The following is a 17,443-nucleotide window of genomic DNA, read 5'->3' on the forward strand; positions in this document are numbered from 1 at the left end:
TTTCTTATTGATTCTTATTCTCAATAAGGTGTACAATAATAGGCTGGCGGTTGTGCCAAACGCTTTTAACCAGTATACTTGAGGGTGGAAGTTTCGGTTGAAAGGAGACATTCGAACATGAATGAAAAGCAAAAGCAGGAAAGCGGACAAGTGAATCCGGCGGACAAAACATCCGAAAAGGATTACAGCAAGTATTTTGAAGCCGTATATATTCCGCCTTCTTTAAAAGATGCGAAAAAACGGGGCAAAGAATCCGTTCAATATCATAACGATTTTAAAATCTCAGAAGAATTTAAAGGCCTCGGTGAAGGCAGGAAATTTTATATCCGCACGTACGGATGCCAAATGAACGAGCATGATACGGAAGTCATGGCGGGTATTTTTATGGCGCTCGGTTATGAAGCGACAAATTCGGTTGATGACGCGAACGTTATTTTATTAAACACTTGCGCTATCCGGGAAAATGCTGAAAACAAAGTGTTCGGAGAGCTCGGCCATTTAAAGGCGCTCAAAAAAAATAACCCGGACTTGATTCTCGGCGTCTGCGGCTGCATGTCACAGGAAGAATCAGTCGTAAACCGCATCCTTAAGAAGCACCCGTTTGTCGATATGATTTTCGGCACGCACAACATTCACCGTCTGCCGGAACTGTTATCAGAGGCATATTTATCAAAAGAGATGGTCATTGAAGTGTGGTCGAAGGAAGGGGATGTCATTGAAAACCTTCCGAAAGTCCGCAACGGAAAAATTAAAGGCTGGGTCAACATTATGTACGGCTGTGACAAGTTCTGCACATACTGCATCGTACCGTATACCCGCGGAAAAGAACGAAGCCGCCGTCCTGAGGAAATTATCCAGGAAGTCAGAAGACTTGCAAGCGAAGGTTATAAAGAAATCACGCTGCTCGGTCAAAACGTGAATGCGTACGGAAAAGATTTTGAGGATATGACGTACGGACTCGGTGATTTAATGGACGAACTGCGCAAAATTGATATTCCGAGAATCCGATTCACGACGAGTCATCCGCGTGACTTTGATGATCATCTGATCGAAGTGCTCGCCAAAGGCGGCAACCTTCTTGACCATATCCATCTTCCGGTTCAATCAGGAAGCTCAGCGATGTTAAAAATGATGGCGCGCAAATATGACAGAGAACGCTATCTGGAGCTTGTCGGAAAAATTAAAGCGGCGATGCCGAACGCTTCACTGACGACCGATATTATTGTCGGTTTTCCGAATGAAACCGATGAACAATTTGAAGAAACGCTTTCGTTATATCGCGAAGTGGAATTTGACAGCGCATATACGTTTATTTACTCTCCTCGTGAAGGCACGCCGGCAGCGAAGATGAAAGACAATGTTCCGATGAGGGTAAAGAAAGAACGTCTTCAGCGCCTCAATGATTTGGTGAAAGAAATTTCAGCCAAAAAAATGAAGGAATATGAAGGCAGGACTGTCGAAGTATTAGTTGAGGGAGAAAGCAAAAATAACCCTGACATTCTTGCCGGCTATACGGAAAAAAGCAAGCTCGTCAACTTCAAAGGGCCGAAAGACGCCATCGGCAAGATTGTACGCGTCAAAATCGAACAGGCGAAAACATGGTCGCTTGACGGTGTGATGGCAGGAGAAGCAATCGAGGTGAAATAATAATGACGCTTTACTCTAAGAAAGACATTGTACAGCAGGCTAGGAACCTTGCGAAAATGATTTCTGAAACAGAAGAAGTTGATTTTTTCAAACGCGCCGAGGCGCAGATTAACGAAAATGAAAAAGTCTCTGCGATTATTAATCAGATTAAAACCCTGCAAAAGCAAGCCGTTAACCTGAAGCACTACGAAAAGCTTGAAGCGCTGAAACAAGTGGAAAGTAAAATTGACGCCCTGCAGGAAGAGCTTGAAGGGATTCCGATCATTCAGGAATTCAGAGATTCCCAGATTGAGGTCAATGACCTTCTTCAGCTTGTCGCACATACGATCTCAAATCAGGTGACAAACGAAATCATTACATCTACCGGAGGCAACCTGCTGACGGGAGAAACCGGTTCAAAAGTAAAACATTCGAATAACAGCTGTTCTATTTAAACACGGGGCCTTCATCGGCCCGTGTTTTTTTGTTACTTGAGAACTAATTGTAATATGTACTAAATTTTCATTGACTCACCGTTTTGTCCCATTTTACTGGAAAGTTTTATCATACTTAAAAGTAAAGTTTCTGGGCAGGGCTGCATACAATGAAACAGAAACTTTGTATTTTTATATTTTTATTATAAAAATGCACATGAGACAAATGCCCAGCATAAGATAACACGAAGAAGAACAAGGAGGCCTGCCGGAATGTCTGAATACAGGGAAATTATTACGAAAGCGGTAGTTGCGAAAGGAAGAAAATTCACCCAATGCACCAACACGATCTCACCTGGAGAAAAACCGTCAAGTATATTGGGCGGCTGGATTATCAACCACAAGTACGATGCCGAAAAGATCGGGAAGACTGTAGAAATTGAAGGGTATTATGATATAAACGTCTGGTACTCTTACGCCGATAATACAAAAACAGAAGTTGTAACCGAGAGAGTAAAGTATGTCGATGTGATTAAACTCAGATACAGAGACACAAATTACTTAGATGACGAACACGAAGTCATTGCCAAAGTGCTGCAGCAGCCGAATTGTCTTGAAGTCACCATTTCTCCTAACGGAAATAAAATCGTGGTTCAGGCAGAGAGAGAATTTTTAGCAGAAGTGGTCGGTGAAACGAAAGTCGTCGTCGAAGTCAATCCTGATTGGGAAGAAGACGATGATGATGATTGGGAAGACGATCTTGATGAAGAATTAGAGGACATTAACCCTGAATTTTTAGTCGGAGATCCTGAAGAATAAGTTGAGGCTAGGGGAGTTTAACACCCCAAGTCTCTTTTTTATATATAAAGATATCACTCTTTTGTTTATGTTATAATGGGATTCGGATAAGAGAAGATACATAGTGAGGGATTAAATGATGGCTAGTTACACGCCTATGATACAGCAATACTTGAAGATAAAGGCAGAGCACCAAGATGCCTTTTTATTTTTTCGGCTTGGTGACTTTTATGAAATGTTTTTTGAAGATGCAAAAAAAGCGTCACAAGAGCTTGAAATTACACTGACAAGCAGAGACGGAGGTTCGGCTGATAAAATTCCGATGTGCGGCGTGCCGTATCATTCCGCGGCGGCTTATATTGAACAGCTGATTAAAAAGGGCTATAAAGTGGCGATCTGTGAGCAGACGGAAGATCCGAAGGCGGCTAAAGGCGTTGTAAAAAGAGAAGTCGTCCAGCTGATCACACCGGGAACCGTGATGGATGGAAAAGGCATTCATGAATCGGAAAACAACTTTATCGCTTCCGTTTCCGAATTCCGTGACGGATACGGTCTCGCTTTATCGGACTTAACGACTGGAGAAAACCTGGCCGTATTTATTGAGCGGATTGAAGATGTCATGTCAGAAATTTACTCAGTCAGCGCAAAGGAAATTGTCGTATCAAGCAAGTTTAACGAACATACAGCTGCTCAGCTGAAAGAACGGTGCGGCGCCACGATTTCCATCGAAGACGGGGAAATAACAGAACGCATTGAAATCGCAAAGCACTTGCCGGGCGAAGAGCTGACAGAGACGTTTATGCGTTTATATACGTATTTGCAGAAAACGCAAAAACGGAGCCTGGATCATCTGCAGCCGGTTCAAGTATATGAATTGGAAGAAGCGATGAAAATTGACCTGTATTCAAAACGGAATCTTGAGCTGACGGAAACAATCCGTTCGAAAAGCAAAAAAGGGTCATTGCTTTGGCTTTTAGACGAGACGAAAACAGCGATGGGCGGCCGGCTTCTCAAACAATGGATTGACCGCCCGCTGATCAGGGCATCCCAAATCGAAGAACGCCAGGAAATGGTCGAGACGCTGATCAATCATCTGTTTGAGCGTGAAGATCTGCGAGAGCGCCTGAAGGAAGTATACGATTTAGAACGTCTGGCGGGCCGGGTCGCATTCGGAAACGTCAACGCAAGGGATTTAATCCAGCTGAAAGAATCTTTAAAACAAGTGCCGAGCATCAAAGAGCTTGTAGGGTCTCTTAACCATAAAAAAGCAAAAGAACGCGCCGGCTTGATTGATCCGTGCGGAGATTTGCTTGACCTGTTAGAAGAAGCCCTTCATGAAAACCCGCCGTTATCGTTAAAAGAAGGCAATTTAATTAAAGACGGCTATCATCAGAAGCTCGATGAGTACCGTGACGCCAGCAAAAACGGTAAAGACTGGATTGCCAGACTGGAGCAGCAGGAACGCGCTTATACGGGCATCCGTTCATTAAAGGTCGGTTTCAATAAAGTGTTCGGCTATTATATTGAAGTCACAAAAGCAAACCTTCATCTGCTTGAAGACGGACGGTATGAGCGGAAACAGACCCTCACAAACGCCGAACGGTACATTACGCCGGAATTGAAGGAAAAAGAAGCGCTTATTTTAGAAGCGGAAAACAACATCTGCGAGCTGGAATATGAGCTTTTTGCCGTACTGCGTGAAAAGGTGAAACAATTTATTCCGCGCTTGCAGCGTCTTGCCAAACAAATGAGTGAGCTGGACGCACTGCAATGCTTTGCTACGATCAGTGAAAACAGGCATTACACAAAGCCCGTCTTTTCTGATAATGAAGTAAAAGTCATTGAAGGGAGACACCCCGTCGTTGAAAAGGTGATGGACAGTCAAGAATACGTGCCGAACAACTGCCTGATGGGCGATTCGCGGGAAATGCTCCTGATTACGGGTCCGAATATGTCAGGTAAAAGCACGTATATGAGACAGATCGCACTTCTATCGATCATGGCTCAGATCGGCTGTTTTGTGCCCGCAAAAGAAGCGGTTCTGCCGATTTTTGATCAAATCTTCACGAGAATCGGGGCAGCGGATGATTTGATTTCCGGACAAAGCACCTTTATGGTGGAAATGCTGGAAGCGAAAAACGCGATTGTGAACGCCACAAAAGACAGCCTGATCCTGTTTGATGAAATCGGCCGCGGGACATCAACGTACGACGGAATGGCGCTGGCACAGGCGATTATTGAATATGTCCATGATCATATCGGTGCTAAAACACTGTTCAGCACGCATTATCATGAGCTGACGGTGCTTGAAGATAAGCTTCCTCAGCTGAAAAACGTTCATGTGCGCGCAGAGGAATATAACGGAACGGTCGTGTTTCTCCATCAAATCAAAGAAGGAGCCGCAGATAAAAGTTACGGCATTCATGTCGCCCAGCTTGCCGAGCTCCCGGACGATCTGATCAGCCGCGCGCAGGAGATTTTGAAACAGCTTGAGCAGACGGGAGATAAACCGGAGCTTCCGGCGGTATCTGAGAAAAAGTCCGCCGTCAGAGAAGAACCGGCACAGCTGTCCTTTTTTGCTGACGGTGAAAAAGAACAGAAGGCACCGGCTGTTTCTAATAAAGAAAAACAAGTGCTTGAAGCTTTTAAGTCAATCAATATTCTCGATATGACGCCGCTTGAGGCGATGAATGAAATGTACAAGCTGCAAAAAAAATTAAAATAGAAAGAGGTGACGGACTTGGCAAAAGTCATCCAGCTGTCAGATGAACTCTCGAATAAAATAGCGGCCGGCGAGGTGGTCGAACGGCCTGCCTCAGTCGTTAAAGAATTGGTGGAAAACGCCATCGACGCAAACAGCACAGTCATTGAAATCGACATAGAGGAAGCGGGGCTTTCGTCGATTCGGGTGCTCGATAACGGCGAAGGGATGGAAACCGATGATTGCAAGCGGGCTTTCCGCCGCCACGCGACCAGTAAAATCAAAGATGAAAACGACCTGTTCCGGGTGAGAACACTCGGTTTCCGCGGAGAAGCTTTGCCAAGTATCGCGTCTGTTTCTCATCTGGAAATCAAAACGAGCATCGGCGAGGGAGCGGGAACCCATCTCATTCTTCAGGGCGGGAATATCATTTCTGAGCAGAAATCCTCCAGCAGAAAAGGAACGGAGATTATCGTTACCAACCTGTTTTTCAATACACCCGCCAGATTGAAATATATGAAAACCGTGCATACGGAGCTCGGCAATATTACGGATGTTGTCAACCGGATCGCTCTTGCGCATCCGGAAGTATCCATCCGTCTCCGCCATCAGGGGAAAAATCTGCTGCAGACAAACGGTAACGGGGACGTGCGCCATGTGCTGGCCGCAATTTACGGGACGGCGGTTGCGAAAAAAATGATACCGCTCCATATCAGCTCGCTTGATTTTGAAGTCAAGGGCTACATTGCGCTTCCGGAAATCACGCGTGCATCCAGAAACTACATGTCATCTGTCATTAACGGAAGATACATTAAGAATTTCCCGCTTGTAAAAGCAGTGCATGAGGGCTATCACACACTTCTGCCGATCGGCCGCCATCCGATTACGTTTATCGAAATTACGATGGACCCGATTTTGGTTGATGTCAATGTCCATCCGTCGAAGCTTGAAGTCCGCCTCAGCAAAGAGACAGAGCTGCATGAGCTGATCCGTGACGGGATAAAGGAAGTGTTTCAAAAGCAGCGGCTTATTCCGAGCGCCCAGCTCCCGAAAAAATCAGCGCCGGCACCGGCCAAAAACGAACAGCAATTTATGACATTCGAGGAAAGCGCGCCTGAGCGGAAACTTCCTGAAAAAACGCCGGAGCCGTCTTACTCACCAATGAAGCTGAGTTCGGTCGTAAAAGAGCCTGAGCCGGTAATAATAGAAGAAGAGATCCTCCCGAATGAAGCGGATCACGGAGTGCCGCCGGAGCTCGGTATGCCCGAAACGGCAGCGCCTGTTTCCGATACTCCGGAACCGGAAGCTGTCTCTGAAGAAATACGGGAAGAAAGAGTTCCGATGATGTATCCGATCGGCCAAATGCACGGGACATATATTTTAGCTCAAAACGAAAACGGCTTGTATATCATTGACCAGCATGCGGCCCAAGAACGGATTAAATACGAATATTTCCGGGAGAAGGTCGGGCAGGTTGAGCCTGAAGTGCAGGATATGATCGTGCCGCTCACCTTTCATTATGCGGCAAATGAAGCGCTGATCATTGACCAGCATCAGCATGAGCTTGAAAGCGTCGGAGTATTTTTAGAAGCATTCGGCACGAACAGCTACATCGTTCGCTGCCATCCGGCCTGGTTTCCAAAAGGGGAAGAAGCTGAACTGATTGAAGAAATCATTCAGCAGGTGCTTGACGCCAAACAGATCGATATTAAGAAACTGCGGGAGGAAGCGGCCATTATGATGAGCTGCAAAGGCTCAATCAAAGCGAACCGCCATTTGCGAAACGACGAAATCAAAGCGCTCTTGGACGACCTGCGCCGAACGACAGACCCGTTCACATGCCCGCACGGCCGGCCGATCATTATCCACCACAGTACGTATGAGATGGAGAAAATGTTTAAGCGTGTGATGTAATAACAACGTTTATGTGAGACTAAACCGTTATTTAGCAGCCTTACTAGTTTGAATGACCCAGCCTTTCAGAGATAACTTTTGAGTTTTTTAATTTCTGGCATAATTGTTGCATCGGTATGCCGTCAATCAAGAAAATGATTTGTTTAACATCCAGCTGCTTTTCTGTCATATAAAAATTGTTTTTGGAGAGTATTTGGGGTGGCGATGTAGTATCCTGTGTTTGGTGTAACCGTCTATATCGTCAATTGACTGCATTAATAGTGAAATAATTGGAGAAAACGGTTCCTGAAAATTCTCATGTTATTTGTGAAGAATTTAAATAAAATTGGAATTTGGCGGGTTATACTATCCGCAAGTCAGTCAAGGGGGACTAGTAATTAGCCCCCCTTACATTCAGTTCTTCCTGCGGTATTTTCTATTTTTGATCAAACTGAAAACCACTAAGAGAACCACACCGATAGCAACAATATAAAATGAAATTTCTGCTGCTGCGGTATTAATATTCTTAAGAACAAGGATAAGTCCTATTAAAACTATAGGAATGATGTAAGTTAGAATTTTTATAGCTTTTGGGCTCGGTTCAGCATTACTTTTATCTTTCATAGTTACCTCCTGTCTTAACACTTTAGAAAATAATCACTTTAAAGCTTAACACAGGATAAATTTGTTAAACACCAACAATAGCCCCGTTTAAATGAAAAGCCTAAGAGTTTTAGTAATCCGCCAAGCGGCTGTTGGGTTGCCAGTTCTTTTAGAGCACCCGCATAGCACGCATCTTCAACTGCACCAGTAAAATTGTCGATCGTATTAAGAATTATTTCAAAACGCCGATTCCACCCATAGCAGCTTTAACTTTAGCAGGTATTGCATCCCAATCTGCTCTTAGTGCTTTTGCATCCCAGGGCAATTTACCTTGAGCGGTAAACTCCGACCCATATAACATAGTCTATTTGTCTAATGTTTAATATTTACTTTTTACACTTAATGATTTTATGTTAGTTTTGTTTTTGCACAGTAAAAAGCTGCGCGGCGCTTTCGTGAATTGTTGCAGCTAGGGCTGATTTGAAAAGAGTGTAAATTACGCCGTACTTTTCTAAATTCAATTATGTTAATGTCAACATAACGTTGAATTCGGTGTAAGAACTAAGGTATTCTGATATATTTCGAGAGCCCGTGTGGTTTAGTTTATCTTGAAGAAAATAATTAAAATAATAGTCTTGATTGCGGGTCATTTCTAAAAACTGATTATCCCCTTCGGCCGCTTCGGCAATTGCTTTTCAAAACAAAAGCTCAATTTGTTTTCTTTTTATCCGAAACTCATATTCATCCTTCATTTTCTGAATAAAATTCCCTAAAGAATTCATCTAAATTAATATTCTAATTTCCTTATATATCAGCATAGCAATTTGTAAAAAAGGTCCAGACTGGTGCTTTTGGCGGGAGCAGAAAGTTTTTTTAACTTTACCGGAAAATCCATGGAAAAACGTGGTGTCATCTGGTAAAGTGGTTACAGTCGGCTGGGCGGCGGCAGCAGTCTGCCCGGATCTTTTAAATGGGAATGGTGACAATGGATCATACATATGAAGTGCATCAAATCAAAACTTATCACCAGATGTGGTCCAACTATTGTTATATTATCGCAGACCGCTCAAAAAAATCTGCGATAGCGGTGGACCCGTCCTGGGAAATCGATAAAATAACCGATAAACTGCATGAATTGGATGTTGATTTATCAGCTATTTTATTAACACATTCGCATTATGACCATGTAAACTTGGCGGAGCCGCTTCAGCAAATCTATCATTCTGATATATACATGTCGTCGGCGGAAATCGATTTCTATCAATTCCGGTGCAGAAACTTAATAGCGCTTGAAGACGGCCAAACCTTTGCGGCCGGAGGGTTTATCATCAGAAGTATACTGACCCCGGGACATACGGCCGGGGGAATGTGCTATTTGCTATCTGATCATCTTTTTACCGGTGACACCGTGTTTACAGAAGGGTGCGGTATATGTGGGGACAGGGGCAGCTCAGCTGAAGATATGTTTCACAGTATACAGAGGATCAAAGCCTCCATTCCGCCACATGTGCGTGTGTATCCGGGGCACTCCTTCGGGGAGAAGCCGGGTCAAAAAATGGAGAGTCTTTTGAAAAACAATATTTACTTTCAGATTGAAAAAAAAGAACATTTTGTGAATTTCCGCAACAGAAAAAATCAAAAAGGGCTGTTTCATTTTAAGTAATGTGTAATTTAGTTCTATCTAACTAGCTTTTCTTTTGAGGCAAGGAACTTCTGAAATGGAATGGAAGTTATTACTAGATTTCTGGTGATGAATGACTGAGTAACGGGAGTTTGCGGAAGAGAACGCCGGGCAGGCCGGATGGGACATTCTGCTTACGCCTGTTCCGAAAGCCCTGAGTCTGCCTTTCGACAGGGAAAAATAGGTATTATTCAGGAGTTCGCATAGGATAAATTAACTTGACATGGTATTTTTGTGAAGTTACTATCAACTTGAACATGCTTCTTATCTGAATCCGAGAAAGGATGGCTGAGAAAATGATCACATACTTATTCCCCGGACAAGGTTCTCAAAAGCAGGGAATGGGGAGCTCATTGTTTGATGAATTTAAAGACTTAACGGAGCAGGCTGATGAAACACTCGGATATTCTATGAAACGGCTTTGTCTTGAGAATCCGTATTCCAACCTTCACAAGACGCAGTTCACCCAGCCTGCTTTATATGTTGTAAACGTGTTAAGCTATTTGAAAAAAATCCAAGACAATGACATAAAGCCGGATTATGTGGCCGGCCACAGTTTGGGAGAATATAATGCGCTGTTTGCAGCAGGTGCTTTTGATTTTATTACCGGCCTGCAGCTTGTCCGTAAAAGAGGTGAATTAATGAGTATGGCCACTGACGGAAAAATGGCCGCTGTTATGGGGTTAACTGCAGCTCAAGTGTCAGACGCCCTTCAAACGCACGGATTACATACGATTGATATTGCCAATATGAATTCTCCTCACCAAGTTGTCATATCCGGACGCAAAGAAGACATTGAAAGAGCCAAAAGCGTATTCGAAGGATTAAAAGACGTTACGATGTTTCATCCGTTAAACGTAAGCGGCGCTTTTCACTCGAGGTATATGAGTGAAGCAAAACAAGAGTTCGAAAAATTTTTACAGTCATTTCATTTTTCTGCTATATCAATTCCTGTCATTTCTAATGTGCATGCCAGACCTTATGAGCAAGACGGAATCCACTCCGTTCTGGCCGATCAGATCGACCATTCAGTGCGATGGAACGACAGCATCCGCTATCTGCTGGACAAAGGGCGGATGGAATTTGAAGAAGTCGGCCCGGGCCATGTGCTGACAGGACTTATTCACCGCATCAAAAATGAAACTGAAGCTTCACCCGCCATGTAGCGGAACGCAAGTCAAAATTCTTATCTTACACAATAGTGCCAGCCATACAACATCACGACCACTTCACCTGCACACGACATCACGAAAAACTCACAAATCAATATTTCGAAAAAATAAAGAGCAAAAAGGAGAACAAATGAACCAGCCAATTGTTTTCATGTTTTCTGGACAGGGTTCCCAATACTATCAAATGGGGAAAGAGCTGTTTGCACATAACGCCGCTTTTCGGCAGAAAATGCTTGACTTGGACGATTTTGCAGTCAGTCGTTTCGGTTACTCTGTCCTAAAAGAGATGTATCATACAGGCAATCGTCTGTCTGATCCATTTGACCGCCTTCTTTTCAGCCATCCTGCCATTTTTATGGCTGAGTACGCACTTGCATATGCTTTGGAGCAAAGAGGCATACGTCCCGATTATGTGATCGGAGCAAGCCTCGGAGAGTATGCAGCGGCCGCTGTGTCGGGCGTGCTGAGCGCCGAGGATGCTTTAGATTGCGTGCTGGAACAGGCCCGAATCGTTACGGAAACTTGCCGTAACGGCAGCATGCTTGCGATACTGGGTGATCCGGCTTTATATCAAGATGATCCGCTGCTCGGCGAACATAGTGAATTGGCATCTGTAAACTATCATTCTCACTTTGTCATCTCGGGAGAGCGGGAACATATCAAAAAGATCATGGACGATCTGAGAGAAAAGCAGATTCCTCATCAGCTATTGCCGGTATCTTACGGGTTTCACTCAGCGCTGGTTGATCAGGCGGAACAGCCGTACAAGCGCTTTTTAGCTCAGAAATCAATCCGGACTCCGTTTATACCGTACATCTCCAGTGCGACCGGAGAGGCTGAGACCGATATACAAGCGGACTTTTTCTGGGATATCGTAAGAAAGCCGATTCGATTCCGCGAAGCGCTTCAATTCGCAGACAGCCGCCAAAAAGGATTGTATATTGATGCCGGGCCTTCCGGAACATTGGCCGCATTTGCCAAACAGATTCTTCCTGCAGGATCGGCTGAACGCATCCGTGCCATTATGACGCCGTTTCATAAAGAACAAACACATTTGCAGCAAATAGAAGACAGCATTTTATCACCGCCCGGAAGGAGACTGTAAGATGATCAGCTTTGTTTTTCCAGGCCAAGGCTCGCAAAGAATAGGGATGGGGGAGGACCTGTTCGGCCGCTATCCTGAATTAACCGCAAAGGCCGATCACATTCTCGGATATTCCATTCAGGAGCTGTGCCGGGACGGAGAACGTCTCAATCAGACTCAATTCACTCAGCCGGCGCTCTATGTCGTCAATGCCCTCAGTTATTTGAAAAAAACAGAAGAAACCGGCTTGAAACCGGATTTTACCGCTGGGCACAGTTTGGGCGAATATAACGCGTTATACGCTTCGGGCGCCTTTGATTTTGAAGAAGGCTTACAGTTGGTCAAAAAAAGGGGCGAACTGATGAGCCGCGCAAAAGGAGGCGGCATGGCAGCGGTGATCGGCCTGACTCATGAGCAGGTGACGGATGTTTTAAGAGAAAATCACTTGGATATGATTGATATCGCCAACATGAACACACCGCAACAAATTGTCATTTCCGGATATAAAGAAGATATTGAAAAAGCAGCATCCGTTTTTGAAGCCGTAAACGGCGTAAAAATGGTTCACCGCTTAAATGTCAGCGGCGCCTTTCATTCCAGATACATGCTGGAAGCGAAGGAAGAGTTTTCACGGTTTATTGAATCTTTCCATTTTAAGCCGCTGTCCATCCCGGTCATTTCAAATGTGACGGCAAGACCCTATGAGCAGAGAGAGCTGAAAGAGACACTCACCGGACAAATAACGGGATCGGTGAACTGGACAGACAGCATCCGTTTCTTAATGGGAAGAAAGAACATGAGCTTTGAGGAAATCGGTCCCGGAAAAGTGCTGACGGGGCTGATACAAAGAATTACGGCTGAAGCGGAGCCGATAACAGATGAAATCAAAGTCCCGGCTGAGGCTGGAAAAAGCTCAATTACGGCGGCGTCTTTAGGAAATGAAGAGTTTAAGCGCGATTATCAATTGAAATACGCCTACTTGGCTGGCGGCATGTACCGCGGAATTTCTTCGAAGGAAATGGTTGTCAAACTGGCTGAAAAAGGAATGATGGGCTTTTTCGGAACGGGCGGTTTGAACATCGCGCACGTTGAGGACGCCATTTTGTCAATTCAGCATGAGCTTCGTGACGGCGGTTCCTTCGGCATAAATGTTGTACATAACATGAAGCATACAGATTCAGAAGAAAAAATGATTGATCTTTTACTGAAGCATGGGATTCAGAACTTGGAAGCATCAGCGTTTTTAACGGTTACTCCCGCTTTAGTAAGGTTTCGCGCTAAGGGGTTAAAACGCGGTGCCGGCGGCCAAATAATAGCGCGTCAGCGGATTATCGCCAAGCTGTCCCGTCCGGAAGTAGCGGAAGCGTTTCTCAGCCCGGCGCCTGATCACATTCTGCAGAAACTTGCAGCCGAAAACAAAATTACCGCTGAAGAAGCAAGTCTGATGAGAGAAATACCCGTTGCGCATGACATCTGCGTAGAGGCTGATTCAGGCGGCCACACTGACGGCGGAGTTGCTTACAGTCTCATGCCGGCGATCATCCGTTTACGAGATGACATGATGAAAAAATACCGATACGGCAAAACCGTCCGCATCGGAGCCGCAGGGGGAATCGGAACGCCCGAGGCTGCCATGGCCGCATTTATGCTCGGCGCTGATTTTATTGTGACCGGATCTATTAACCAATGCACCGTTGAAGCAGCGACGAGCGGCCTCGTAAAGGACCTCCTGCAGCAGATGAATGTACAGGACACGGCCTACGCGCCGGCCGGCGATATGTTTGAATCAGGCAGCAAGGTGCAGGTATTAAAGAAAGGGCTGTTCTTTCCGACCCGCGCCTCTAAGCTGCATGAACTGTATCAGCGTCACCGCTCAATTGAAGAAATTGATGAAAAGACACTCAGACAAATAGAAGAGAAGTATTTTAAGGCAAGTGTAAGCAGTATTTATGACAAAGTGAAGGCTCATTATTCGAATGAAGACATTTCAAAAGCCGAACGGAATCCGAAAGAGAAAATGGCGCTCATATTCAAATGGTATTTCAGGCAAAGCTCTGCTTCGGCGATTAAAGGAGACCCGGATGCCAAGGTAGACTTCCAGATTCATTGCGGCCCGGCATTAGGCGCCTTCAATCAATGGGTGAAAGGTACGGAGCTGGAGTCCTGGAAAAACCGCCATGCCGATGGTATCGGCATGCGGCTTATGGAAGAGACGGCCTCGCTTCTGAATCAGAAGTTAGGTTCATTTTTGCAAACGTGTTGACAAGACGAAATGATAGATTGAAAACATGGAATATTCATAAAAGATGAAACAGGGAGGAACTGACAATGAGTAAAGAAAGAATCTTTGAATTGCTGCAGAACACAATCTACGAGGTTTTACCTGATTTAGAAGGCGAACAGCTTTCACAGGAAGACCGGTTAGTTGATCTGGGGGCGGATTCAGTGGACCGCGCCGAAATTATCACGATGATGCTTGAAGAATTATCACTGCAGATCCCGCGTGTTGAGCTGACGGGAGTGTCAAACATCGGCGAATTGGCGGAAAAGCTTTATGAAAAGGTACAGGCTGTCTGATAAAACGGTGGAAAAATCGGAAACTCAAAATTCATATTGGAGGCGAAGTTCATGGCGGCTGCCGGAATAGAAGCGATAAATGTGTTTGGCGGGACAGCATACCTTGATGTCATGCAGCTGGCGGAGTACAGAAACTTAGACCCTGCCAGATTTGAGAATTTACTGATGAAAGAAAAAGCGGTGGCGCTTCCGTACGAAGACCCCGTTACATTCGGCGTTAACGCGGCAAAGCCGATTATCGACCGATTGACAGAGGCTGAAAAAGACAGAATCGAGCTGCTGATTACCTGCTCGGAGTCCGGCATCGACTTCGGAAAATCACTCAGTACATATATTCATGATCACTTAGGCCTCAACCGGAACTGCCGTTTATTTGAACTGAAACAAGCCTGTTATTCAGGAACGGCGGGCTTGCAGATGGCCCTTAATTTTATTTTGTCGCAGACATCCCCCGGAGCGAAGGCGCTTGTCGTCGCGACGGATATTTCCCGGTTTTTAATTGCCGAAGGCGGCGATGCGTTAAGCGAGGATTGGTCTTACGCAGAACCGAGCGCCGGAGCGGGTGCCGTCGCCTTATTGATCGGTGAAAATCCCATCGTATTTCAGGCGGATGCGGGCGCCAACGGCTATTACGGCTATGAGGTGATGGATACATGCCGTCCGATCCCGGACAGTGAAGCCGGTGATGCCGATTTGTCATTGATGTCTTACCTCGATTGCTGTGAACAGACATTTCGCGAGTACAAAAACCGTGTGCCGGGCGCTGACTATAAAGAGACGTTTCACTATCTAGCCTTCCATACACCGTTTGGCGGCATGGTAAAAGGAGCCCACCGGACGATGATGCGCAAGCTTGCAAAAGCGAAAAACGCTGAGATCGAACAGGATTTTCAAACCAGAGTAGAGCCGGGGCTCCGCTACTGCCAAAGAGTCGGAAACATTATGGGAGCAGCCTCTTTACTGGCTCTTGCAAGCACGATTGACCAAGGGGGATTCGACACTTCTAAGCGGATCGGCTGTTTCTCCTACGGCTCCGGATGCTGTTCAGAATTTTACAGCGGCGTTGTGACGCCTGAAGGGCAAGCGCGGCAGCATTCTTTCAAAATAGAAGAGCATCTGAACAACAGGTACAGGCTGTCCATGGAAGAGTATGAAGAACTGTTTAAAGGCAGCGGTCTGGTGAAGTTCGGAACCCGGAATGTCAAATTGGATGTGAATATGATTCCGAACATTTTAGACCATCATACCGGAAGCCCTCGTTTGTATTTGGAAGAAATCACGGAATTTCATCGGAAATACAGGTGGATATCGTGACCTATGAGACGATAAACGTCCGTTTTCAGCAAAATGTCTGCTTCATCACCTTTGATCGGCCTGAAGCCAACAATACGATTAATGAGCGTTTAGTGGAGGAATGCCTGCACGTTCTTTCTGAATGTGAAGACTCCGTGACCTCCGTAGTGCTTGAAGGGCAGCCGGAGGTATTTTGTTTCGGGGCGGATTTTGATGAGATGTACCGGAAAATGAGGCAGGGAATGCAGCATGCGGAATCGCAGGAGCCGCTTTACCGTTTGTGGCTGGCATTAAAATCCGGGCCGTACATCACAATCGCCCGCGTCCGCGGACAAGTAAATGCGGGAGGTGTAGGTTTTGCCGCCGCGTGCGATATCGTCATTGCAGAGGAGAGTGCTTCGTTCAGTTTATCTGAACTGTTATTCGGACTTTATCCAGCCTGCGTTCTGCCGTTTTTAATTCAAAGAATCGGATTTCAAAAGGCGCATTATATGACGATCATGACAAAGCCCGTGCCGGCACGCCAGGCGCTTGAATGGGGACTTTGTGACGTATGCGTCCCGGACTCAGCAACAGAGCTGAGAAAGCATTTGCTGCGTCTTCGCCCGCTGTCGAAAAAAGCAGTCATCCGCTATAAACAATACATGGATTCCTTAAACGACCTTGTTCATCGTTCGAAATCCATTGCTTTAGCCGAAAATCAAGCGATGTTTTCAGATCCGGATAACCAATCAGCCATCTTCCGTTATGCAGAAACGGGGCGGCTTCCTTGGGAAACGGAGAACAGTTAGGAGGATATCATGCCGAACGCCGCAGTTGAACTGCTCGAAATTGAACCGGATATTATCCAAGTGACAATGCAGGATAAAGCCCATAAAAACGCCTTCTCCAAAGAACTGACGGATGGATTGATGGAAGCATTCACCCGTATAAAAAAATCGTCAGTCTATAAAGCTGTGATTTTAACAGGATACGGCCATTACTTTGCTTCCGGAGGCACACAGGAAGGCCTGCTCAGGATTCAGCAGGGCATCACGAAGTTTACGGAAGACCGCATGTACTCTTTGGCGCTGGAATGTGATATTCCCGTCATTTCCGCCATGCAGGGCCACGGAATCGGAGGCGGGTTTGTCATGGGGCTTTTCAGTGATTTTGTCATTTTAAGCAAAGAAAGCGTGTATACCGCAAACTTTATGAAATACGGTTTCACCCCCGGAATGGGCGCTACCTTTATCGTTCCGGAGAAGCTTGGGGCAAGCCTCGGCCATGAAATGCTGTTAAACGGCGGCCACTACCGCGGCGGTGACCTGGAGAAAAGAGGGGTGCCTTTTCCGGTGCTTCCTCGGCAGGAAGTACTAGACTATGCGCAGGAATTGGCCCGTGAGCTTGCGGAAAAACCGAGAAACTCTTTAATTACATTGAAAAGGCACTTGGTGACGCCGTTTCGCGAGCAGCTTCCGGCCGTCATTGAGAAGGAGTTAATCATGCACGATGAGACGTTTCATGATGATGAAGTGAAAAAACGAATCACGACGATGTACGGAGTATAAGACATACATCTTACATACAGATGAAATGGAG

At 45.6% G+C, this 17,443-nt stretch carries 14 protein-coding genes; 13 read left to right on the forward strand and 1 reads right to left on the reverse strand.

Annotated elements, in window-relative coordinates:
• The first annotated feature begins 117 nt into the window (after positions 1-117).
• From miaB to mutL, 5 genes are all read left to right on the forward strand, one after another.
• Positions 118-1,647 carry a tRNA (N6-isopentenyl adenosine(37)-C2)-methylthiotransferase MiaB gene (gene miaB, locus ACKTRM_RS08550; RefSeq protein ID WP_012117585.1) on the forward strand — a complete coding sequence of 510 codons (1,530 nt, stop codon included), beginning with the start codon at positions 118-120 and terminating at the stop codon, positions 1,645-1,647.
• A gap of 2 nt (positions 1,648-1,649) precedes the next feature.
• Positions 1,650-2,081, forward strand: coding sequence for a RicAFT regulatory complex protein RicA family protein (locus ACKTRM_RS08555; protein WP_003154113.1), 432 nt, complete (start codon positions 1,650-1,652; stop codon positions 2,079-2,081).
• A gap of 252 nt (positions 2,082-2,333) precedes the next feature.
• Positions 2,334-2,879 carry an outer spore coat protein CotE gene (gene cotE, locus ACKTRM_RS08560; protein ID WP_003154111.1) on the forward strand — a complete coding sequence of 182 codons (546 nt, stop codon included), beginning with the start codon at positions 2,334-2,336 and terminating at the stop codon, positions 2,877-2,879.
• Positions 2,880-2,997: 118 nt separating this feature from the next.
• A complete protein-coding gene (gene mutS, locus ACKTRM_RS08565) occupies positions 2,998-5,583 on the forward strand; it encodes a DNA mismatch repair protein MutS (RefSeq protein ID WP_041482253.1) in 2,586 nt (861 codons plus the stop codon).
• Positions 5,584-5,598: 15 nt separating this feature from the next.
• Entirely contained in the window at positions 5,599-7,473 is a 1,875-nt protein-coding gene (mutL, locus tag ACKTRM_RS08570) for a DNA mismatch repair endonuclease MutL (RefSeq protein WP_012117587.1), read from the forward strand.
• A gap of 393 nt (positions 7,474-7,866) precedes the next feature.
• On the opposite strand, the gene ACKTRM_RS08575 is transcribed toward mutL, so the two are convergent.
• Positions 7,867-8,076, reverse strand: coding sequence for a hypothetical protein (locus ACKTRM_RS08575; RefSeq protein WP_041482193.1), 210 nt, complete (start codon positions 8,074-8,076; stop codon positions 7,867-7,869).
• A gap of 964 nt (positions 8,077-9,040) precedes the next feature.
• Between ACKTRM_RS08575 and ACKTRM_RS08580 the strand changes: the two genes are divergently transcribed.
• The 8 genes from ACKTRM_RS08580 to ACKTRM_RS08615 all read left to right on the forward strand — a co-directional run bounded on the left by ACKTRM_RS08580 (position 9,041) and on the right by ACKTRM_RS08615 (position 17,412).
• A complete protein-coding gene (locus tag ACKTRM_RS08580; RefSeq protein WP_012117588.1) occupies positions 9,041-9,718 on the forward strand; it encodes an MBL fold metallo-hydrolase in 678 nt (225 codons plus the stop codon).
• Between the two features lie 314 nt (positions 9,719-10,032).
• Positions 10,033-10,902, forward strand: a complete 870-nt coding sequence (fabD, locus tag ACKTRM_RS08585) for an ACP S-malonyltransferase (RefSeq protein WP_012117589.1) — start codon at positions 10,033-10,035, stop codon at positions 10,900-10,902.
• Between the two features lie 136 nt (positions 10,903-11,038).
• A complete protein-coding gene (locus ACKTRM_RS08590) occupies positions 11,039-12,013 on the forward strand; it encodes an acyltransferase domain-containing protein (protein WP_012117590.1) in 975 nt (324 codons plus the stop codon).
• 1 nt (position 12,014) lies between these two features.
• Positions 12,015-14,255, forward strand: coding sequence for an ACP S-malonyltransferase (fabD, locus tag ACKTRM_RS08595; RefSeq protein ID WP_012117591.1), 2,241 nt, complete (start codon positions 12,015-12,017; stop codon positions 14,253-14,255).
• A gap of 65 nt (positions 14,256-14,320) precedes the next feature.
• On the forward strand, positions 14,321-14,569 hold the full coding sequence (locus tag ACKTRM_RS08600; RefSeq protein WP_012117592.1) for an acyl carrier protein: 249 nt from the start codon (positions 14,321-14,323) through the stop codon (positions 14,567-14,569).
• Positions 14,570-14,620: 51 nt separating this feature from the next.
• Entirely contained in the window at positions 14,621-15,883 is a 1,263-nt protein-coding gene (locus tag ACKTRM_RS08605; RefSeq protein WP_012117593.1) for a hydroxymethylglutaryl-CoA synthase family protein, read from the forward strand.
• Complete coding sequence (locus ACKTRM_RS08610; RefSeq protein WP_012117594.1) at positions 15,880-16,653, forward strand: enoyl-CoA hydratase/isomerase; 774 nt, start codon at positions 15,880-15,882, stop codon at positions 16,651-16,653. Before ACKTRM_RS08605 ends, ACKTRM_RS08610 begins: the two co-directional genes overlap by 4 nt.
• Before the next feature lie 9 nt (positions 16,654-16,662).
• Positions 16,663-17,412: a polyketide synthase gene (locus ACKTRM_RS08615; protein ID WP_003154094.1), complete on the forward strand. Its 750-nt coding sequence runs from the start codon at positions 16,663-16,665 to the stop codon at positions 17,410-17,412.
• Positions 17,413-17,443: the final 31 nt, after the last annotated feature.

Origin of the sequence: Bacillus sp. D7-8, from assembly GCF_052055895.1 — a bacterium.
GTDB classification, from domain to species: Bacteria; Bacillota; Bacilli; order Bacillales; family Bacillaceae; genus Bacillus; species Bacillus velezensis.